Genomic DNA, 21,292 nt, shown 5'->3' on the forward strand with positions numbered 1-21,292 from the left:
ATATCTTGTTTTGATAATCTCAACGTTCAGTATAGACCCTGATGATTATTACCAAACCAATTTGGAGAAATCAGCGAATGATTTCAAGTCTTGATCGATAGACGCGAGTAAGCCTAAGCGATTCGCACGAACAGCTTCGTCTTCTGCCATAACCATAACCGAATCGAAGAATTCGGTGATAGGCTCTTTCCAGGAGCTAGCCAAACTTAAGGCCTTCTCTGCATCATGACGAGCAATCGCTTCTTGGTAAGCAGGAGAAGTCGCCTTCCATGCATCATATAGTTTACGCTCTCCATCTTCCACAAATACCTCTTCACTAACCGAAGCATTAGAAGCTTTGGCAGCCAAATTACCTACACGGTTAAAGGAGTCTACTGTTGTTTTGAAATCTTCTTCAGAGACAACAGCATTCATCAAAGCAGCTCCGCGGCGCGTAACGGATACGATATCATTGTACTGAGCACTAATTACCGCATCCACTACATCATAACGCATGGTTTCAGACAAGAGCTTTTTGACCCGCAAACCAAAGAACTCCTGTAAGTCTTTACGTATTTCATCAGCTGGACGTTTCATCACTCTCATACTTTCGTGAACTCCGATGCCAATCTCAAAAATAGCATCCAAAGTTATAGGCAGTTCATGTTCATAAGCGATCTGTACGATACCTGCTGCTTGACGACGCAGAGCATAAGGATCTTGTGAACCCGTTGGAATAATACCGATCGAGAAACATCCTACGATGGTATCTATCTTATCAGCAATACTTACGATAGATCCAATCATCGATGCCGGAACTTGGTCAGAAGCTGATCTTGGCTGATAATGTTCAAAGATTGCTCTAGCTACCTCGGCGCGTTCCCCTGCTTTCAAAGCGTAATCTTCGCCCATAACCCCCTGCAATTCTGGGAATTCATAGACCATCTGTGTAACAAGATCAAATTTACAAATATCAGCTGCTCGGCTTACCGATTCCACCTGATCTGCCGGGATATCCAGCTTCGCTGCGAGTGCATCAGCAATTTTGCGGATGCGGCGGACTTTATCACCAACCGTACCCATCTCTTCTTGGAAAACAATGCTCTCAAGTTTGGATACTGCATCTTTAATTTGTAATTTTTGATCTTCTTCGTAAAAGAATTTCGCATCGGACAAACGTGCACGAAGCACTTTCTCATTCCCTTTTGCAATCACATCAAGCGATTCTTTTCCGCCGTTACGTACTGTGACGAAGTAAGGAAGCAATGTACCTTTATCATCAAACACAGGGAAATAACGTTGATGTTCACGCATCGAAGTAATCAGCACATCCTGCGGAATATGAAGGAATGAAGATTCAAACGTTCCGTATAACACTGTTGGCGTCTCAACGAGGAACAAGATTTCTTCAAGCAAATCTTCTTTTACACCAATGGTCCAGTTCTTCTCTTTAGCGAGCTCTTCAATTTGTTTCACAATCATTGCACGACGCTCTTCAATATCGACAATTACATGCTCAGAACGTAATGCTTCAACATAAGCAGAGGGCTCTTTAATCTCGATTTCTTTTCCTAAGAAACGGTGTCCTCGTGTAATATTGCCCGAAGTAACGCCCGCAACTTCTATAGAGACTACATCTGACCCAAAGAGTGCAACCATCCAGCGGATCGGACGAACAAATTTGAAATCATAAGAAGCCCAGCGCATAAATTTAGGGAATGTCATCGCATGTAAAATTTGCAGCAATCCTTCAGCAATCACTTCAGAAGTTTCCGTGCCTTTGCTGCTTTTCGTTGCGTAGATATACTCCACTCCGCCCAGTTCTTTAAACGTAAACTGCTCTGGAGAAACACCCTGGCTTCTCGCAAAACCAAGCGCTGCTTTGCTCCAATTTCCGTTTTCATCAACCGCAATTTTGCGTGAAGGTCCTTTTACTTCTTCTTCAATATCCTCTTGCTTTTCAGCAACGTCTTTAATAATGACAGCCAAACGACGCGGTGTCGCATAAGCTTCTACAGCACCATGGTTTACCCGAATACTGCTAAGCCATTTTTCCATCCGGTCCTGCAGCTGCTCAATCGCTCCGCGCACAAATCTTGCAGGCACTTCTTCCAGACCAATTTCAAATAGTAGATCTTTAGACATGATCCGCACCTCCTTGCTTAATCAATGGGAATCCGAGCTTCTCGCGCTCCGCTAGATACGTTGCAGCGACTTGACGTGCGAGATTACGTACTCTCGTAATATAGCCCGTCCGTTCCGTTACACTAATTGCTCCGCGGGCATCCAGCAGGTTAAACGTATGAGAGCATTTGAGCACATAATCATAAGCTGGGAATACCAGATCCTGATCCATTGCCTTTTTTGCTTCTTCTTCATACATGTTAAAGAGCGTAAATAACATACGAACATCCGATACTTCAAACGTATATTTAGAATGTTCCACTTCCGGTTGATGGAACACGTCCCCATATTTCACATCGCCTACCCACTCCAGGTCAAATACATTGTCTTTGTCCTGGATATAGGATGCCAGACGCTCCATACCATAGGTAATTTCAACAGAAACAGGACTTGTTTCGATCCCGCCGACTTGTTGGAAATAAGTGAACTGTGTAATTTCCATACCGTCGAGCCATACTTCCCAGCCGAGACCCGCACAACCAAGAGAAGGATTCTCCCAGTTATCTTCTACAAAACGGATATCATGCTGATTCGCATCAATACCGAGGGCCTTAAGACTGTCTAAATACAGTTCCTGAATATTGTCAGGAGAAGGTTTGATAATGACTTGGAACTGGTGATGTTGGTACAAACGGTTCGGGTTTTCTCCGTATCTTCCATCCGAAGGACGTCTTGACGGTTCCACATAAGCTACTTTCCATGGTTCAGGTCCGATGGAACGAAGGAAAGTCATTGGGTTCATTGTACCTGCGCCCTTTTCCGTATCATATGGCTGAACAATAATGCATTCCTGGCCTGCCCAGAACTCTTGCAGCGTTAAAATCATTTGCTGAAAATTCATGTACTTCTCTCCTTTTTCATCAGCTGTAGGACAGCAAAAAACCCCCGCCCTACGCCTGTTTTATACAGACGTAGGGACGAGAGTTAATCCCGCGGTTCCACCCTACTTGATTACCTCAAAGCTCAGAAGGAGCTTTAAAGCAATCCACTTTTCCGTATCATGTTCTGCTCACGAGTGCCGTTTCCTAAACAAAACCTGCCGGACTCTCACCTGCACCGACTCGCTAGTTAAGGTTTGTCTGTTCAGTACTTTCTCGATCAACGCATGTCTCAAAGAGACTATTATGGTTCATAATAACTTAGTGACAATGCGCTTGTCAAGGAAACATCCAGAATGGACTTTTGAATCACATTCTATAAACCGTACTTTTCCATTTGATCAAGAAAATGACGTGATTTTAATTTCAAGGCTAATTGTTGATCCATAAAAGCACGCATGATCACTTTAATTTCAGCCTTTGTCTCTTCACGTACAGAGATATTGCCAAGCCGCTGTAAATCCAGCGCTGAAAATAAGCGTAACAGTTTTAATGCCCTAGGGGTTATGTTCATGGCCGGTGGATCAAAGTGTTTACACGCACGGCATAGAACGCCTCCAAGACCCGGACTAATAAAATATTCTTCGTCCGGCCTCTCCCGTCCGCAGGAAATACAAGCTTGGAGCTCAGGTGCATATCCAGTGGATTGTAATATTTTCATTTCATAAAGATGAATAATAATAGCCGGATCTTTATCTTCTTGAAGAGCCCCGAGGCAAGCCTTTAATTGTTTGAACCAAAAGGTCCCTGTTTCATCATCCTGCAGCACACGATCTAATAACTCACAAGCATAAGAGGCAAATGCTGCCTTTATAATATCCTCACGGAGTAGATGGTGAGATTCAATAATTTCGCCTTGATTTAAGGTGCCCAGTCCCTGATTCCGAAAAAACACATATTCCCCATACGTAAACGGCTGTGTCAGGGCAGCATGACGGCTTTTTGCCTTCTTAGCTCCACGAACAAGAACTCCTACTTTACCTCCATTTTCGGTGCAAAGCGTAATAATCTTGTTCCCTTCGCCGTAGTCCATACTGCGGATGACGATCCCTTCCACCCTGTATAGCATGTTTCGTCCTCCACAAGCCACTCCTGCCGCACTTTACTAAGATTCGATCTGAATCGCATCAAAAGGTTCAACCTCCCCTTCAGCTTCGATTCCTACCTCATCCAAGGCAGATGCACAAGCTTCTTTGTACAGCAAGTAAGCATCAACATCTCCAGTCTTTGCAAAATACGTCCACGAAAAATCTCGCATAAGTATTCATCCTCTCTTGTGGAAATGACTTGATAAGCATCTAAGAGATAGGATGATACAAGGGAGATCTTTCTATGCACAAAACAGCACTGGAAGTGTACGGCAGAAAAGGCATTTCTCAAATATTCGAACTATTTACGCGTCTCGATGAAAACCTAAATCACGGAGAACACGGTCTTGATTCCGCCAGTCTTTTTTCACTTTTACCCAAAGTTCCAAAAATATTTTGGAACCGAGAAGTCTTTCAATATCTTGACGAGCTCGTTTCCCTACTTCTTTAAGAAGAGCGCCTTGTTTACCGATAATAATCCCTTTTTGAGAATCACGCTCCACATAAATCACAGCAGATACATACACTGTCCCGTTTTTCTCAGCACGCATATCTTCAATGGTAACAGCAATGGAGTGAGGAACTTCTTCACGTGTCATATGCAGAATTTTTTCACGAACAAGCTCAGCAATGACAAACTGTTCCGGATGATCTGTAATTTGATCTTCAGGATAATACTGAGGACCTGCCGGCAAATACTTCTTAACTTGATCAAGAAGTGTATTTACGTTATTGCCAAGCTTGGCTGAAATCGGTACGATCTCGGCAAACTCATGCAGCTTGCTGTATTGTTCAATTAGAGGCAAAAGAGCTTCAGGCTCAATTTGATCGATTTTGTTTAACACAAGGATGACAGGCGTTTTTACATCTTTCAACTGTTCGGCAATAAAGCGGTCGCCGCCGCCCATTCCATCTGCAGCATCCACCAAAAATAGAACCGCTTCTACTTCTCGAAGCGTATTAAGTGCCGTCATATTCATGAAATCGCCTAGTTTAGATTGACGTTTATGAATACCTGGTGTGTCTAAGAAAACGATTTGCATATTGTCTGCGGTATATACCCCATGAATTTTATTTCTTGTAGTTTGCGGTTTATCAGACATAATGGCAATTTTCTGCCCGATGACTTGATTCATTAAGGTGGATTTACCTACATTCGGTCTGCCGATAATGGCTACAAAACCCGATTTAAATTCTTTTTTTGACATATTTCCTCCACATTAGGGCTATAGCCCTGTACATTGATTTTATACTTTCGCAAGATCTTGAGGGCCGAATGCACCTGGCAGTAGTTCGGAGACGGTTGTTTCCATCATGTCACCCTTCAGGTTTCCTAAATAAACAGGCATATCTGATTCACACAATTCAAACATCACCTGACGACATATACCGCAAGGAGAGATCGGACCTTCTGTATCTCCTACGATTGCTATTGCTTTAAACTTTCTAGGCGCATGGCCGCTTGCGATGGCACTAAACACAGCCGTTCGCTCTGCGCAGTTACTTGGACCGTAAGCTGCATTTTCAATATTACAACCATGATAAATATGGCCATCTTCCCCGACCAGTGCAGCACCCACTCCAAAGTGAGAGTACGGGATATAAGCTTTCTTTCGAGCTTCAATGGCTTCTTTCATTAAACTTTGCTTATCCATATATCTTACCTCTTTCTAGAACGAAATGTTATTTATTTTAGAAAGCCCATGTTATCAGCGGCTCCCAAAAAACAAATATTGCAATAATGACGGCAAAAACCGCCGCCAGCAGCACAGCTCCAGCAGCGGTATCTTTAGCGGATTTTGCGAGCAAATGAAACTCAGGGGAGGCAAGGTCTACGACCCGTTCAACAGCGGTATTCAGCAGCTCTGTAACCATCACACCAGCAATTGCCACACAGATGAACATCCAGTCTACCTGCGAGATATGAAAAAACAGGCCTGCAACAACGGCAAGGAGAGCACAAGCCGCATGAACACGCAGATTTCGCTGCGTTAGAAAACTTTCGATTAAGCCCTCCACTGCGTTACGAAATACATCACCCCATGAGCGCTTCTTCATTACCGACTGAGCCCCACCTCAGCAAGAACTTTTTCCTGTTTTCCCATCATTTCCGCTTCACTAGCTTCGTCCTGATGATCATAACCTAACAAATGAAGAAAACCATGCACAAACAAAAATCCGATCTCACGATCAATAGAATGACCGTATTCCTTACTTTGAGCAATCGCGGTCTCCACTGAGATTATAATATCTCCAAGGATTTCAGGGAGATCTATAGCTTCATTCTCACCAAGATCATAAATAATATCCAGTTCTTCATCAATCGATTCGTTCATCGCAAAAGAAAGTACATCGGTAGGACGATCGATTCCCCGATACTCCTTATTTAGCTCATGAATCTCCTGATCTGTTACAAAAGTGAGGGCTACCTCACCATCTGTAATCTTCTCCATCTCGGCAGCTTTTTCAAGCAGTTTTTCTAAAGTCCCAATCAATTCTTCCGTAATCTCAACAACTTCTTGGTTATTGTTCCATACGAGCTGCACACTCATTTTCGTATGCTCCTTATCTTTATACTCTATTGTTATCTTAATAAGCGGTTAAGTCTGACGCTAAGACTTTTCAATGCTGGCTCTGACTTAACTTTTTGGTTTCTTTATTTCTTCCGGATATTCGATTCGAGAATGGAAAATACCCATTACCGCTTCTTTTAACGTCTTCGCCACAATATCCAGCTCACGCATGGTCAAATCGCAATCATTCAGCTGATGATCATCGAGCCTGCTTTTGATAATCTTCTCAATCATCGTTTCTACCTGTTCTACCGTCGGTTTCCGTAAGGAACGAACTGCGGCTTCCACGCTGTCTGCAATTCCTACAATAGCTGCTTCTTTGGACTGAGCTTTAGGACCTGGATATCTGAAATCTTCTTCCGTAAAATCAGGTTCTACTCCTGCCTCTTCCGCCTGCTTTATCGCCTTTTGATAGAAAAAGTGCAAGAAGGTTGTTCCATGATGCTGCTCTGCAATATCTCGGATTCGTTTAGGAAGTTTATATTCTTTTTGCATCTCCACACCATCTCTTGCATGAGCGATAATAATGGACTTACTCAGCTTAGGATCGAGTGTGTCATGCGGATTCTCCATATTGTTCTGATTCTCGATAAAATAAATCGGCCGTTTTGTTTTTCCAATATCATGATAATAAGAGCCCACTCTGCATAAGAGTCCATCTGCGCCGATCGCTTCAGCAGCTGCCTCAGACAAGTTACCTACCATCACACTGTGATGATAAGTTCCCGGTGTTTCTGTAAGCAGTTTGCGTAATAACGGGTGATTCGGATTCGACAACTCTACGAGCTTCAAAGCGGATAAAATTCCAAATGTAGATTCAAAAAACGGCATGAGACCAATGGCAAGAATCGCCATCAGAATTCCACCTGCAAAAGCAAAACCTACTCCGTACAGCGCATTCGTACGATCCCAGTCACCATCTCCAAGAATCGAAAGCATGAAGACCACAAGAGATCCGATCAAAGACACCATAATACCGCTTTTCAGTAAAGTGGAGCGCTGGCTTGCCTTGTCTGTAGCAAAAATAGCAACAAAGCTGACAATGACAGTAAATAATCCAAAATTAAAGTCGAAATTTTCGTTTTGCTGCGTATTTAGTATGATACTGGCCACAATCCCAAAAATAATAGCAGAAATATAGGCCAAAGGTATATCGAGCAGCAGGGTAATTAACATGACGCCAATCCCTACCGGAGCCAAGTATCCAACAAATACTCGACCATCTGTCTGAAGAAAAGCAACTAAATGCATACTGCCTATCGTAATCACAAATACACATAACAGCATGAGCAGTTGTGCATTATTGTACTTAAATTCTGGATTACTCATTTGCTGCATGTACATAAGGATGCCTAATGACAAAAACAGCGACAGTAACAATAAACCAAACTGCGGCCAATAATTCACTTCATCACGCAAAAGTTTATTATCCGAAAGCAGCTTGTACACTTCTTCGGTAATAATTTCCCCTTTGGCTACAAGCGTTTCCCCTTCTTCGATGTACACAGGCGGCGTATTCTCCCGCGCTTTCGCTTTGGCTTCTTTCGTCGCTTCTTCATCGTAGAATTTATTTGATGTAATCACAAATCGGGTAAGTTCCTGTACCACTTCACGAGAGGTACGATCATTAAGCGAGCTTGTATTAACCATTTCCGCTACTTTTGCACGTGGAATAGATGCATCCGTAATCTGGTCCACCATAAGCCGAGAGACAAGTTCTCTTGCCACAGGTTTCATCTCTTTAATCTGATCCGAAGACAATCTGGCTATTTTGATATAAGTCTCTTCTGGAATACGGTAAGACTGACTTTCGGTTACTTTACGAATTTCTTCAAGCAGCGGATCGGAATAAATACCGGAACTTCGATTATTGTTAATAAAATTCGTTACGGAGTCCCTGAGTCGCTGCGGAATTTCTTGCTTATAGATTTCAATCTTATCGTCACTTGATATATCATCCTGATTTAAACGGTCAATACGATCAAGTATGGATGTAATTAAACTTTCATTACGTAAAGAGACGTATTGGTAGATCGGCTGAACACTTTCAGCCGCCTGTTCCTGTGCGAGCGCGCGTGCTTGATTATCTTGGATCTGCATCGGCGCTTTAATTTCTTTTTCACTACGTGTTCCCTGCTGAATATCATAACGCTCAGGCAACAGACTCGGAGACAAACTAACATAGAACAGAATGAGCATAAACAAAAACAGAAGATAGCGGGCTCCCCTGCTATTCTTCCATCCCATTTTCTTATTCTGAAAAGACTTGTCTTTAGACAATTCCTTAGGGGTCACCAGGAAACAATCCCTTTCTATTCTTGATTTTCTGCAGCTCGGTCGTAAGCAGTGATGATTTTTTGCACAAGGGTGTGCCTTACCACGTCCGTTTCAGCAAAGTAAACAAATCCAATCTCTTCCACACTCGATAGAATTGATTTTGCTTCTATGAGTCCTGATTTCTTACCTCTAGGCAAGTCGATTTGTGTTACATCTCCGGTGATTACCATTTTGGAACCGAAACCGAGACGGGTCAAAAACATTTTCATCTGTTCCGGTGTGGTATTCTGCGCTTCATCCAAAATAATAAAAGAATCATCCAGTGTACGGCCGCGCATGTACGCCAGTGGTGCAATCTCTATGAGACCGCGTTCCAAGGCTTTGGCCGTTTGATCGGGACCCATGACATCATACAGTGCATCATACAGCGGACGCAGATAAGGGTCGACCTTTTCCTGAAGATCTCCCGGCAGGAAACCGAGATTCTCCCCTGCTTCGACAGCAGGCCGGGTTAATATAATTCTCTTCACAGAGCCTTCTTTTAACGCGGCTACCGCGAGAACAACAGCAAGATAGGTTTTCCCTGTTCCCGCAGGTCCGATTCCAAATACGATGTCCCGTTTCTTGATGGTTGTAACATAATGTTTCTGCCCAATCGTCTTTACACGAATGGGTTTACCGCGAAAGGTAGTTGTAATTTCACCTTTAAATAAGTCAAGCAGCTGATCGGCTCTGAAATCTTTGGCAAGTTCGGTTGCGTACTGGATATCTCTTTCGGAAAGAATGTATCCATTACGAATTAATTGCAATAATACTTCAAATAGCTGTTCCATTTTCTCAACTTCATTTCCGTCGCCCCGAATGGTGATTTCGGCTTCACGTGAATCAATCGTCACTGGAATTTCGGACTCCATGAGTTTAAGGAAAGTGTCCTGTGGTCCAAATAGAGATTGTCCTTCACCTGCGTTCTGAAGAGAGATGCGTATGCTGCGATTATGTTCTGTCAAATAATCTCATTCTCCTTGATCTTCAACTTGGTTATAAACGAGCGGTAATTCCACCGCGATACTTTCTTCTACTTCGAAAAGCACTTTCATATAAACTTTACCATTCTCTTTCTTCTCATGCAAAATTTTTTCGCTAATAATCTTCGTACCTTTTCCGTTTTTCGCTAAAATATCATTTCTTGCTGCTTTCAGACCTTGCTCTTTCACAAACTCTTCACCAAGAGACTGCTCTTTATACAATGTTTCACGGTCAATTTCCGTCATCCAGCCCACCGGAAGTTTAAAAGAGCGCCATTTCAGCGGGTCCACTTCGGTAATGGTCTCGAATTTGCTGTATGGAGTATCTCCATAGCCCCAGAACTGGATTGCTCGATTGCCGAGCACAAGGAAACGACGTTCTTTGGACTCGCCTGTATAAGTGATCTGCTTTTGCAGCAAAGGTACTTCAATATTATATTCATGCCAAACCAGCCCCTTTACTTCTCCTTTGGCTACGACACTCTGCGTGTTCTCTTCATCTCCAAGAATACCTGATATAAGTACAGCACCCTTCTTGACGCGCATATCCTTCTGAACTACGGGTCTGCCTTGCTCTGCATAAATTTCTGTGATTACTGCATCCGTCTTACTGATCAGGTGTCTTGGACTCATCAGCGGTTTCTTCTCCGGTTCGTCTGCTTCAACGACCTGTATTGTAACTTTAGTTCCTTCCCGGTTTACCCCGATCCACGAAATTGCAGGGAGCTGCTTTACCATATCCTTGGCCAGCTCGTCCTGTTCCGGTAACCGAAATGAGAATTGAAAAGGATATAACCCTTCTTTGCGAGCTACTTCCAAAATTTCTTCTTCTGGTATTTTGATATTCCCTTCTACTTTGACGTCCCATATCAATGATGACATGCCATACAATAAAACGAAGAATAAAATGGCCCCCGTTACAAACAGTTTCCGTTTCAGTACTCTTGCCATGAAAAAAGGGAGCCCAATACGCTGCTTTACCCGTACCCGGCAGCCTGTCCGTTTTAGAAGCGGGCGAAGCTCAAAGAAATCGTTCACCAGAATATTCATACTGGCACTGCGATTACCTATTGCTTTGATCTCCCATACATTCAGTCCATGCTTCGCCATTTCATTAATCATGGCTTCGATGTCGCCCCCGAGAAGTACAATATGAACAGTTCCCCTAATATTGGCCAAGCTCGGTGTTCTCACTTGACATCCTCCGTTCCTATATACTGAATATTTTTAATATGGCCTTCTACCGCTACTTCTTCAGGCATAATATTCCGAATGACAAGCTCTGCACCGCTTACCTCAAGACGTCCTACAGACAGGTCGAGTACAAGTTTATCGTTGGAAAAATGTACAACACCGCGATGGTTCTCTATGTATAATTGCTTACTTCCGATTAGGGTTAGCCTCGGCATGTCAAAAAGAACATCCTGCGGCAAATCGAGTACTTCGCTGGTCCATTTGCGCAAATTGCGACTGATCCGGGTCATTGAGCTGGTCTTCCCCCTTCCTGTACTCTAATTCATATGCAGGAAAAGAGAGCTTTATGAGGATTTCATGACAAAAAGCCGCCTTTCTCCATAAAGAGAAAAGACGGCCTTTAGGTAAATCAATTTTAATACTTATTGCGAGAATGATAAGGACGTTTTGCCCGCGGCGGTCCTAATACTTCTGCCCAAATTATCCCTTTACGAATATCAGATGGGTCAGCAAATAACTTTTCCTGTTCATTCGGTTTCTGAGCAGATTGTGCCCTGGAAGCTGCAGCACGCCGTGCGGCTCTTGCTGCTCTCTCAGACTCTTCTTTTATTCTTTCTAACCGCAGTCTCTCTGCTTCAAACTGTCTGCGCTGTTGCTCCATCACATCATGCTGAGATAATTCTTCATCGAAAGTATCTTCTGCAGCATTAGGGAAGTGTGAAGAGGGAGAGTCCGCAGCAGGAGTATCATAAGGATTGTGATACTCTCCATCACGGGAATCAACAGGATCGATAGGAAGTGTAAACTCTCTTGAAGAAGGTCTTTCCGATCTGCCATTTCCTCTCGATTTATTCGCTTTATTCAAAAATGAAATGAGCGCAAAGCCAATCACAAATACGAAGTAGATGTTGCTAAATAACCAGTCCAGAAGGTTCATCTATTTCACCACCTTATCTGTTTTGGTTATGATCATCCTGGTTTCTCTTGCTTTCTTCCGGCTTCGCAATAGCACCGCGCATCTCTGTATCTGCCTCGATATTGCGATAGTTCATATAATCCATGACTCCGAGTTGTCCGTTTCGGAAAGCTTCTGCCATCGCGAGCGGCACATCAGACTCTGCTTCTACAACACGTGCTCTCATCTCAATAACACGCGCTTTCATTTCTTGTTCTTGAGCAACAGCCATCGCACGTCTTTCCTCTGCTTTTGCCTGCGCAATTCGTTTATCTGCTTCTGCTTGTTCTGTCTGCAGATCAGCCCCGATATTTTTACCAACACTTACATCGGCAATATCAATAGAGAGAATCTCAAATGCAGTACCTGCATCCAGGCCTTTCTCAAGTACGGTACGAGAGATACGGTCTGGATGCTCAAGTACGTCTTTATGTGAAGCAGAAGCACCGTTCGTACTTACAATCCCTTCGCCTACACGCGCAATAATGGTTTCTTCACCTGCACCACCGACGAGGCGATCAATATTAGCACGAACTGTTACACGAGCTTTAACTTTCACTTCAATTCCGTCTTTTGCTACCGCAGAAACGACAGGAGTCTCAATTACTCGTGGGTTAACACTCATTTGAACCGCCTGAAGCACATCACGACCTGCAAGGTCAATCGCTGCAGCACGTTCAAATTCAAGTGGAATGTTCGCACGCTGTGCAGCGATCAAGGAGTTAACCACTCGGTCTACGTTACCGCCTGCGAGATAGTGACTTTCCAGTTGGTTGATATTAAGACCAAGTCCGGCTTTTGTAGCTTTAATGAGCGGGTTTACAATTCGGCTCGGTACAACCCTTCTCAGTCTCATAGCAACGAGGGTAATAATGCTTAATCGGACACCGGACGCAAGCGCCGAGATCCAGAGCATTACAGGGAAAAAGCTAAAGAACACACTTAATATGATGACCGCAACAACGGCAATTAACAGAATAGCTATCCAACCTGATTCAAATACCATGTAGTAAATTCCTCCAACAAATTAATTTTTTAAAACAAACTCATGCCATCTTATCTTACAGTTACAGATATTTAACAGCAGTTTTTTAACAGCAGTTATTTGACGACGTTAAACTCTCTTTCACTTTGTTTCTTCACCACAACACGCGAACCTTCCACCTTGTACACATAAATAGGTTCGTTTACAAGAATATATTCCCCTTCTGTTACCACATCTACACGCTCTGTCCCAATGACAGCCGTACCCGAAGGGCGAAGCGGAGTCACACTTGTACCTTCCATTCCAATCAGGTCTTCTCTAGTTCTAACCGAAGAATATCCTCTATCAGCCGTCATGTTATCATTCAGAATAAAACGATTCCATATTCCTCTCTCCTTGAACACAATGGCGACAATGATCACAAGTGCAATCGCAGCAGCTGCCGCAATCCCTAAGGAAACAAGTGCGGTACTTGTATCGTACGCGGCTCGTACGACCCCTGTAATAAGACTTCCGGCACCAAGTACACCCAAAATACCAAAGCTTGGAACAAATAGTTCAGAGATAAGGAGTGCAATCCCGATGATAAATAGGAACCACGTTTCTGATCCGCCGATCCCTGCCACATAACTTCCACCGAAATAAAGGACAAAACTCAAGAAACCAACAATACCCGGTACTCCAAATCCAGGAACAAATAGTTCAATCAGTATTCCAGCGATCCCAATGAATAATAGAATTGTTGAGACAACAGGATGCGTAAGGAAACTCGAAATCTTCTCAAATGTCGTCTGTTCCATCGTATAGATTTGATCCGGCGAGTAATTTAGCCATGCAGCTACTTCGGCAGGCGATGAGACGATTTTGTCAGCATAACCCACTTCGAGCGCTTCCTTCGCTGTTAGAGAGATCACTTCGCCTTTTTCTTTGGTTCTACTAATTTCAGGCATTTCAACAACCATATTCAGATCGGTCATCCCGCCTGCAATCTCTTTTTTACGATCATTCTTTTCAGCTGCCGCCTGCATGTTTGACTTCCAGGTAGCTACGAGTTTGGGATCATCAATATAATTATTGCTCCCATCAACCAAAGCTGCCGCACCAATCGTACTTGCCGGAGACATTGCAATATAATCCGAGACTAAAGCAATATAACTGCCTGCTGAGGCTGCATCTCCGTTAATAAAAGCTACGGTAGGAATCTCACTTGCCTGAATCATATCTCCAATTTCTTTTGTCGTTGCAACGAGTCCGCCAGGCGTATTAATCTGAAGAACAATCAGGCCTGCCTGTATTTCTTCCGCTTCCTTGAACCCGCGTTCCATGAATTTTTGAAGCCCGCGTTCAATAGGCTGATCTACAGGAATGACATATACCGCACCATCTTTCGCAGCAGCCTGAATTCCCTGTGGTTGAACAAAAGCAGAGACGAGAGTAACAAAGAAAGCGATTAAAATAACAACCGGAAATTTCCAATTTTTGATTTTATTCATTATTTGTTGTACCTCCCTTCTATACCATCCTATAATACCCAACACATAATGTATATTACGTATGTAAACCATTTACGTTTCAAAAAAGAAAAAACACTCCCTGAGTTAGGGAGTGTTTACGGTTATGTTATTGCAGAAATTGTTGAACTGCTTGGCTCACCAGCTTGCCATCTGCTTTGCCTTTTACTTTCGGCATCAGGGCTGACATGACTTTCCCCATCTCGGCTTTCGAAGAAGCACCGGTTTCCTGGATGGTCTGCTGTACAATGACTTTAATTTCTTCTTCGCTAAGCTGTGCGGGAAGGTACTGACTGATTATATCAATTTCCGCTTTGGCATTCTCCGCAAGTTCTGTGCGACCCGCTTTATCAAATTCTTGGAGGGCATCTTTGCGCTGTTTGATTTCACGACTGAGGATATCAAGCACTTCGTTGTCATCCAAAGGTCTTTTCAAATCTATTTCAAGATTCTTAATCGTCGAACGAACCAATCGAATGGTGGAGAGTTTGAACTTGTCCTTACTCTTCATCGCTTGCTTCATATCTTCGTTCAATCGTTCGCTAAGATTCATGTTGTTATAATCCTCCTAAAACTTTCTCTTACGAGCAGCCTCGGACTTTTTCTTACGCTTTACGCTTGGCTTTTCATAATGCTTACGTTTCTTCACCTCAGCCAAAACACCATCTTTAGCGATAGAGCGTTTAAAGCGACGAAGTGCAGCATCAATAGTCTCGTTTTTACGAACTTTAGTTTCAGACACCAGTTTTCCCTCCCTCCGACCAGACCGTCCAAGAGCATATAACACGGTTCATCAAACTTAATTATAGGTGAAAATTCGTTAACGTGTCAACCTATATACCAATATCGTTTAAAAACAAGGTTTTTATTCGCTTGATCTACGAATTTAACTGTGAGAATTGGAAATTCCAGTGAGTGCACCAAGACGCGCTCCGCCTAGCACATGGTAATGAAGATGATGGACAGTTTGTTCTCCATCTTTCCCGCAATTATTAATTAAACGATACCCAGATTCTGCAATTCCAAGCTGTTTAGCAGCTTCTTGTGCAGCCTTGTGGATCTCAGCAACGAGTCCAAAGTCTTCTCCCGCCACTTCATTCATGGAAGCAATATGCTTTTTCGGAATAACCAAAACATGTACTGGAGCAGCCGGCTGTATATCATGAAATACAACCACATGTTCATTCTCAAGCACCTTATTAGAAGGAATGCTGCCCTCTACAATTTTGCAAAATAAACAATCCATTTTCATTCCTCCTTTTTTATCACACAAAGTATGTGAATCAATTTCATAACTTATTAAGTACCATAATTTTATCATAACGGATTATAAAACCATTCGCCAGTTGAAGAGGAGCATAAAAATGCCCCTTCCATAAAGAAAGAGGCATTTTTACGAATTCACTTATAATAAAGGCAGTAGAGACAATGCAGTTATACCCACAAGCGGAAGTAATAAACGTCTGAATCTACGTCTGCCTGGATAATATCCGCCGCCATAGTTCGGATAACCTCCGTACCCGCCGTATCCTCCATATCCTCCTCCATACCCGCCGTATCCACCAATTGGCAGAAAAGCACGTGTGTCTCCGCATGGCGGCGGAGGACACCCGCAAGATACGCCTTGATGGACATACATTGATGAAGTTTGCATAGGAGCGAACATCTCATTCATATACTCACTTCCTACAGGTATGGCGAGACTAAGATACTCTTCATCCATATTTTCGATAATTCCATCATGCATAGAACCATCTTCCATCCACACACATACATAACGGTGCATATGATCTTGACACATTTTTTTCACTTCTGTTTTTTCCATTCCTGTTCCTCCTCGGCTTCTGGGCTGATACCCTATGTTATTCACTGCAAGAGGAAGTGCCACAGCGTTAAGAAGTTTTTTTCTTCCCGCCTTTGAAGGAATGCCGAATGGGAAATGTGTGAAAATAAGTGAAACGAGTGAAATGGGCAAAATGAGTGATTAAAAAATAAAGATGAACTAACTAGCAATTTATAATTGTTCCATCATGACTTTGGAACCGCCGCCTGCATCTTCAGCCGGTACGACCACCAGTTTTCTGGCAAGTCGTGCTCTAAGTTCAGGCACGTGACTAATTACACCGACAGCAAGCTGATCATTATGCAGTTTTTCAAGTGAAGTGATCACCGTATCCAGCAGTTCTGGGTCAAGAGTTCCGAACCCTTCATCCAGGAAGAAGAATTGAAGCGGATATTGACCCCGCAGCTGGATTTGTGCTGACAATGCAAGTGCAAGTGACAAGGAAGTCAGGAATGTCTCGCCGCCGGACAAGGTAGATACCGGTCTTTTCACCCCGCCGTTTGCATCATCCACAATGACAAATCCGCCGCCGGAATCTACCTCCAGCGCATACCGCTGTTTTGTTAGATAACGAAGTCGAGAAGATGCCGTTCTGCTGACCTGCATTAATTGTTCTTCCGCAATATATTCAACAAACGTGTTACCTCGGAAAACGGATTGCAGTTTGGATAACTGTTCTGCATACAAAGCGAGTTCACTGCGTTTTTCCTCGAGTTCCATCCAGCGCTCATGACGACGCGAGATGTCTTCTAGATCGCGTTCCGCTCTTGCTTTTATCCGCATCGCCTCTTCGTCTTGCGCCCTCAGTGTCCGCAGCTTGTGACTTGTATGTTCCCACTCTTCCTCTGTAATGATTGATCCCTGAAGCTTCTCATCCAAATCTTTTAGGCGAAGTTCCACTTCTTTTTGTTTGTTTCGATATTCCGTTATTCTATACTCTGCTTTGGCAACAGCCTCCGGTTCCAAATACGCACTTCGCACATCGTCATCAGAGTCAAAAGGTGATTTCGACCGCTCCGCTTCATAACGTGAAGTGATCCTAGTAAGCTGATCCTTCGCAGATTCAAGCGATTGTTTAGCTAAACCGACCTGCTGTAAAGCATTCTGCTTCTTCTCTTCTGCTTCTTTCATCGCCAGTTTTGCTGCCTTTGTCTCTTCCCGTATGTGGTTCAGTGAGGAAGTTGCTGCTTTTAGCAAATCTTCTGCCCGATCTTTTCCTACCCAGGAACGAAGTCGGTTCTCTTTCTCTTGCAACAATTCCTGTTTGCCAGCATGTTCTGTATCCAGCTGGGTACGGCGCTTATCAATAAGCGCTAACTGTTGCTGCATGTCTGCGATCACACTTGCTTTTTCTTCTAGGAAAATAACGCTCTTTTGGAGCCTTTCCTTCAAATCTTCGGCAAGTGTATCGCGCTCTTGGAGCGACTCGTACTTTACTGTCGCCTCCTCCGGTGTGATGCCGGGCAGCTCCTCAGCCCAGCTTGCGCGCAGCGCAGCCACCTCAGCCTGGTGCGCATGGACGCGCGCCTTGGCTTCCGCGTGCTGTTTAGTGCACGCGTCAACGTTTGCGGCAGCCAGCATTTGGCGCTGCCGCACTTCCGCTGCACGCGCGGTCAGCTGTGCAGCTTCCTCGCGCAGCGGGGCTATAGAGGCGGCGAGTTGCCCTGCCGCCTCTTCGAAGGACCGGGTGGCTTCCGCGTAAGCGCGCACCCGGTCCGGAGCAGGCACGCCTGGCGCAGCGGCAAAGCCTGTGGTCTTCGCAGGCGCGGCTTCCGCCTGCGAGAGTGCCGCTGCCTGCGGCTCGGCACTTTGGCCTTGCTGCGCAAGCTCAGCGCGCAGCTCATGCAGCTGCTGGCGGAAGCCAAGCCGCAGCTCGGCAAGCTCAGCACGCAGCCTAGTGAGCTGTACGAGATCTTCCTCACTTGCCGTACTAGGCGAGTGAGCATGCTCCTGCGGATTCGGGTGATGCACCGAACCGCATACCGGACATGACTTCCCGTCGCTAAGTTCTGCAGCAAGCCGTGCAGATAATCGCTGCAGTTCTTCTTCCTTCAGCTGGGCACGAAGGCGTTCCTCTTCCTGGTCTAAGGAAGTAACCGCATCTTGAGCATGGATGTCCATCCGAATAAGCTCTGCTTCTGCGGTCTTCAGTTTAGTTCCTAGCTGCTGCTGTGCAGCAAGCAGTTCCGAAGCTTCCTTCTCGGCTGAGTGCCGCTGCTGACTAGCTTGCTCAGACTCTGCCTGTATTTTTTGTTCCAATAGCTGAACTTCTTTCAGCTTGTCGAGTGCAGTATCCAACCGATGTTTCCGCTGAACGGCATCCAGCAGGATACGTCTTTCTCCAGACTTTACTTCACAGCCAGACAGCTGCTCTTGCAGGTCTTTTCGACGATTCGTCGCCCTCACCTGGAGATCTTGTTCTTTGAGCAGAAGCTCATGTGTGCTCTGATACTGTTTTGCTGCTGCCTCACAATCTTTAGCAAGCTTTTGCACCTCACTTACAAGCCGGTCCGTTTCTTTCTCCAGTTCCCGCGCTTGTTCGAGTTGCTCAAGACGCACAAGCAGCTTAGGTTCTTCTTCTGCCAGCATCTGTTCCTTTTCTTGTTCGAGCAGAGCACACTCACGAGAGATCTTCTCCCTTTGTGCAAGCTCTACTTCCGCAGACTCCGCAGCGAAACGTCTTCTTGTCAGTTCTTCTTTTGCTTTATTCTGTTCCTCAAGTATAGGGATTAAAGAACTTGCAAGAATAGACCGTTCCAACTGCTGTTCTAATTGACTGATCTCGTCCTGCTGTTGTAACAATGTTTCCAGCTGCCCGCTAAACTTCGTGCGCTCCACAATCAGCTCTCTCGTCTTCGCCATTCCTTCAGCTAAAGCCATCACCTGCTCAAGTTGAGCACGGATCTGCTTGGCTTCCTTCTCCGCTTGCTTATGCTGAAGCTCCGCTTCTTTTAAAGCTTCCTTACTTGCCAGACCCAGTCCCTGCTGTTCTGCTTCCAGAGCTTTTAGGGTACTATCATTCTCTTTTACTTTGCGGCTAAGCTTAATTGCCAGCTGATCTCCGTATTTCTCTAAGTGAAATAGACGCTGTAACATCTGTCTGCGTTCCGTCCCTTTTAGAGATAGAAACTCAGCAAACTTTCCTTGCGGTAAAACGACTGCCCTCGTGAAATCATCCATCTTCAGGCCAATCTTATCCTCAACCGCACGATTTACCTCGGCAAGTTTATCAGCAATTACTTCCTCTCCTTCTTCCGTTACGGCAATAAAACGGCTCACCGAGTTACTGATCGAGACTTCTCCGGTCCGCTTAAAGCGGCGTTCGACGCGATAAGTCTGTACTCCTTGTTCAGACTGGAGTTCGAAAGTGAAAGATACAAACAATGTATCCTCTGCCTGATTCATAATTCCCTGCGTACCATTCACAGCTCTTTCCACTTTCCCGTACATGGCAAGCGTAATGGCATCAAGAATGGTTGATTTTCCGCTGCCGGTTGGTCCGAAAATTCCAAACAGTCCTGTTTCCGTCAGCGTTCTGAAATCAATCTCCTGTACTTCCCGGTAACTTTGAAGTCCAGATAATTTAAGTTTGACCGGTCTCATTCAGAGTCACTCCCTTCCCCTGCATGGCCGTCGTCTTCATTAACTAGTTCCAAAAACAACTTTACCAGCTGGTCGTCCGGAACTGCCCCGCCAGTCTGCCGCTGGTAGAATCTTCGAAAAACTTCATGCACCGGCAGTTCGGACCTTGCTTCATTCATCTCGGCAGTGATTGTTTCTGGATAAACCGGCCGAATATGAAGAATGCCTTCCCTGCTTTTACGGAGTTTCTGAATCTCTGCAATCGACATGGCTTCTTCCAGAGATATCTCCAGATCAATGTAAGCTGTCTTGTCCCGTTCTTCCTCAAGCCAGCGGTATACTTCAGCAAGACCTCCGCGGGCTTTCCACCGCACTAAAGGTCTGCCGCTGCTTAAATACACTTCATTAGCTACAGCCGGCTGACCAGGTGAAACATCAACCATCACTACTGATTTCGTCTGACCTGCCTCTGAAAAGCTATAGGATAAAGGTGATCCGCTGTAACGAATCATCCCCTCTCCTTTCACCAGCTGTGGTCTGTGAAGATGTCCAAGCGCCGTATACTGCGCTCCAATAGACAAGGCAGAAGGATCCACTGTATAAGCACCGCCGACTTGTATGGGTCTTTCTGAGTCACTCTCAAGTCCCCCAAGTACATAAATATGACCCATAGACAGGTTTACCGTACCCGGATGAAAGCTATTCCCTAAATGCCTCATGAGCTGCCCCACTCGTTCACTATAGGCAAGCCGCATTCCCTGCTCGTCTCCATCCTCCGTAAACAATTCATTAAGTCTGGATTCAGAGGGATAAGGAAGGGCCGCAATTTTAGCGATTTCTCCGGTTCTTTGGGCGTGAATCGTAATAATGTCGGAAGTGGGCAGTCCGACCAGTGTAATTCCCCGTCCATCTACGAGCGGGGATACCGAAGCTACCCGTTCAGGCTGATCATGGTTTCCTGCAATAACGACGAGTGGTCTTCCTTCAGAGGTCAGCCTGGCAACAGCGTCATAGAAGAGCTGCTCAGCAGCAGCTGGAGGATTCACTGAATCATATACATCGCCTGCCATAAGAATCGCATCTGCTTTTTCCTCATTCGCAAGTCGAACCAGCTCGTCCACAAACTGCTCCTGCTCTTTTAACCGACTGCGGCCTTCCAGTGTTTTTCCGAAATGCCAGTCTCCCGTGTGCAATATTCGCATTTGTTAATTACTCCTT

The 21,292-nt window shown here is 44.7% G+C and carries 21 protein-coding genes; all 21 read right to left on the bottom strand.

All coding sequences use genetic code 11. The annotated features are described in order from the left end of the window. Nucleotides 1-48: 48 nt before the first annotated feature. Nucleotides 49-2,124 carry a glycine--tRNA ligase subunit beta gene (gene glyS / locus QPK24_RS18065; RefSeq protein WP_285743537.1) on the bottom strand — a complete coding sequence of 692 codons (2,076 nt, stop codon included), beginning with the start codon at nucleotides 2,122-2,124 and terminating at the stop codon, nucleotides 49-51. Continuing rightward, nucleotides 2,117-3,004: a glycine--tRNA ligase subunit alpha gene (glyQ, locus tag QPK24_RS18070; protein WP_160034137.1), complete on the bottom strand. Its 888-nt coding sequence runs from the start codon at nucleotides 3,002-3,004 to the stop codon at nucleotides 2,117-2,119. The genes glyS and glyQ overlap by 8 nt, the downstream gene beginning before the upstream one ends. A gap of 353 nt (nucleotides 3,005-3,357) precedes the next feature. Next, entirely contained in the window at nucleotides 3,358-4,110 is a 753-nt protein-coding gene (gene recO, locus QPK24_RS18075) for a DNA repair protein RecO (protein WP_285743540.1), read from the bottom strand. A gap of 36 nt (nucleotides 4,111-4,146) precedes the next feature. Further along, nucleotides 4,147-4,299 (bottom strand): YqzL family protein, encoded by a 153-nt coding sequence (locus QPK24_RS18080; RefSeq protein WP_160034134.1) that lies wholly within the window; start codon nucleotides 4,297-4,299, stop codon nucleotides 4,147-4,149. A gap of 135 nt (nucleotides 4,300-4,434) precedes the next feature. Next, on the bottom strand, nucleotides 4,435-5,337 hold the full coding sequence (era, locus tag QPK24_RS18085) for a GTPase Era (RefSeq protein WP_285743543.1): 903 nt from the start codon (nucleotides 5,335-5,337) through the stop codon (nucleotides 4,435-4,437). 39 nt (nucleotides 5,338-5,376) lie between these two features. Continuing rightward, a complete protein-coding gene (locus tag QPK24_RS18090; RefSeq protein WP_285743545.1) occupies nucleotides 5,377-5,784 on the bottom strand; it encodes a cytidine deaminase in 408 nt (135 codons plus the stop codon). Nucleotides 5,785-5,821: 37 nt separating this feature from the next. Next, nucleotides 5,822-6,187 carry a diacylglycerol kinase family protein gene (locus QPK24_RS18095; protein WP_285743547.1) on the bottom strand — a complete coding sequence of 122 codons (366 nt, stop codon included), beginning with the start codon at nucleotides 6,185-6,187 and terminating at the stop codon, nucleotides 5,822-5,824. Beyond that, the gene (gene ybeY, locus QPK24_RS18100) at nucleotides 6,187-6,681 is read right to left on the bottom strand and encodes an rRNA maturation RNase YbeY (protein WP_285743549.1); all 495 of its coding nucleotides are present in this window, start codon (nucleotides 6,679-6,681) and stop codon (nucleotides 6,187-6,189) included. The genes QPK24_RS18095 and ybeY overlap by 1 nt, the downstream gene beginning before the upstream one ends. Nucleotides 6,682-6,768: 87 nt before the next feature. Next, complete coding sequence (locus QPK24_RS18105) at nucleotides 6,769-8,997, bottom strand: HD family phosphohydrolase (RefSeq protein ID WP_285743551.1); 2,229 nt, start codon at nucleotides 8,995-8,997, stop codon at nucleotides 6,769-6,771. A gap of 17 nt (nucleotides 8,998-9,014) precedes the next feature. Next, complete coding sequence (locus tag QPK24_RS18110; protein WP_160034122.1) at nucleotides 9,015-9,986, bottom strand: PhoH family protein; 972 nt, start codon at nucleotides 9,984-9,986, stop codon at nucleotides 9,015-9,017. Between the two features lie 6 nt (nucleotides 9,987-9,992). Then, entirely contained in the window at nucleotides 9,993-11,198 is a 1,206-nt protein-coding gene (gene yqfD / locus QPK24_RS18115) for a sporulation protein YqfD (RefSeq protein ID WP_285743553.1), read from the bottom strand. After that, complete coding sequence (yqfC, locus tag QPK24_RS18120; RefSeq protein ID WP_285743554.1) at nucleotides 11,195-11,488, bottom strand: sporulation protein YqfC; 294 nt, start codon at nucleotides 11,486-11,488, stop codon at nucleotides 11,195-11,197. The genes yqfD and yqfC overlap by 4 nt, the downstream gene beginning before the upstream one ends. A gap of 125 nt (nucleotides 11,489-11,613) precedes the next feature. After that, nucleotides 11,614-12,135, bottom strand: coding sequence for a hypothetical protein (locus QPK24_RS18125; RefSeq protein WP_285743556.1), 522 nt, complete (start codon nucleotides 12,133-12,135; stop codon nucleotides 11,614-11,616). A gap of 13 nt (nucleotides 12,136-12,148) precedes the next feature. Next, nucleotides 12,149-13,159: a flotillin-like protein FloA gene (gene floA, locus QPK24_RS18130; protein ID WP_285743558.1), complete on the bottom strand. Its 1,011-nt coding sequence runs from the start codon at nucleotides 13,157-13,159 to the stop codon at nucleotides 12,149-12,151. Between the two features lie 95 nt (nucleotides 13,160-13,254). Next, a complete protein-coding gene (locus QPK24_RS18135; RefSeq protein WP_285743560.1) occupies nucleotides 13,255-14,631 on the bottom strand; it encodes an NfeD family protein in 1,377 nt (458 codons plus the stop codon). Between the two features lie 127 nt (nucleotides 14,632-14,758). Then, a complete protein-coding gene (locus QPK24_RS18140) occupies nucleotides 14,759-15,202 on the bottom strand; it encodes a GatB/YqeY domain-containing protein (protein WP_160034110.1) in 444 nt (147 codons plus the stop codon). A 15-nt stretch (nucleotides 15,203-15,217) separates the two neighbouring features. Then, complete coding sequence (gene rpsU / locus QPK24_RS18145; protein WP_005547957.1) at nucleotides 15,218-15,391, bottom strand: 30S ribosomal protein S21; 174 nt, start codon at nucleotides 15,389-15,391, stop codon at nucleotides 15,218-15,220. 144 nt (nucleotides 15,392-15,535) lie between these two features. Next, nucleotides 15,536-15,895, bottom strand: a complete 360-nt coding sequence (locus QPK24_RS18150) for a histidine triad nucleotide-binding protein (RefSeq protein ID WP_213530118.1) — start codon at nucleotides 15,893-15,895, stop codon at nucleotides 15,536-15,538. A 159-nt stretch (nucleotides 15,896-16,054) separates the two neighbouring features. Continuing rightward, entirely contained in the window at nucleotides 16,055-16,474 is a 420-nt protein-coding gene (locus tag QPK24_RS18155; RefSeq protein WP_285743564.1) for a hypothetical protein, read from the bottom strand. Nucleotides 16,475-16,663: 189 nt separating this feature from the next. Then, a complete protein-coding gene (locus QPK24_RS18160; protein WP_285743566.1) occupies nucleotides 16,664-20,095 on the bottom strand; it encodes an AAA family ATPase in 3,432 nt (1,143 codons plus the stop codon). Then, nucleotides 20,092-21,276, bottom strand: coding sequence for an exonuclease SbcCD subunit D (locus tag QPK24_RS18165; RefSeq protein WP_285743568.1), 1,185 nt, complete (start codon nucleotides 21,274-21,276; stop codon nucleotides 20,092-20,094). The genes QPK24_RS18160 and QPK24_RS18165 overlap by 4 nt, the downstream gene beginning before the upstream one ends. Between the last annotated feature and the right edge of the window lie 16 nt (nucleotides 21,277-21,292).

It is taken from the genome of Paenibacillus polygoni (genome assembly GCF_030263935.1).
GTDB lineage: Bacteria > Bacillota > Bacilli > Paenibacillales > Paenibacillaceae > Paenibacillus > Paenibacillus polygoni.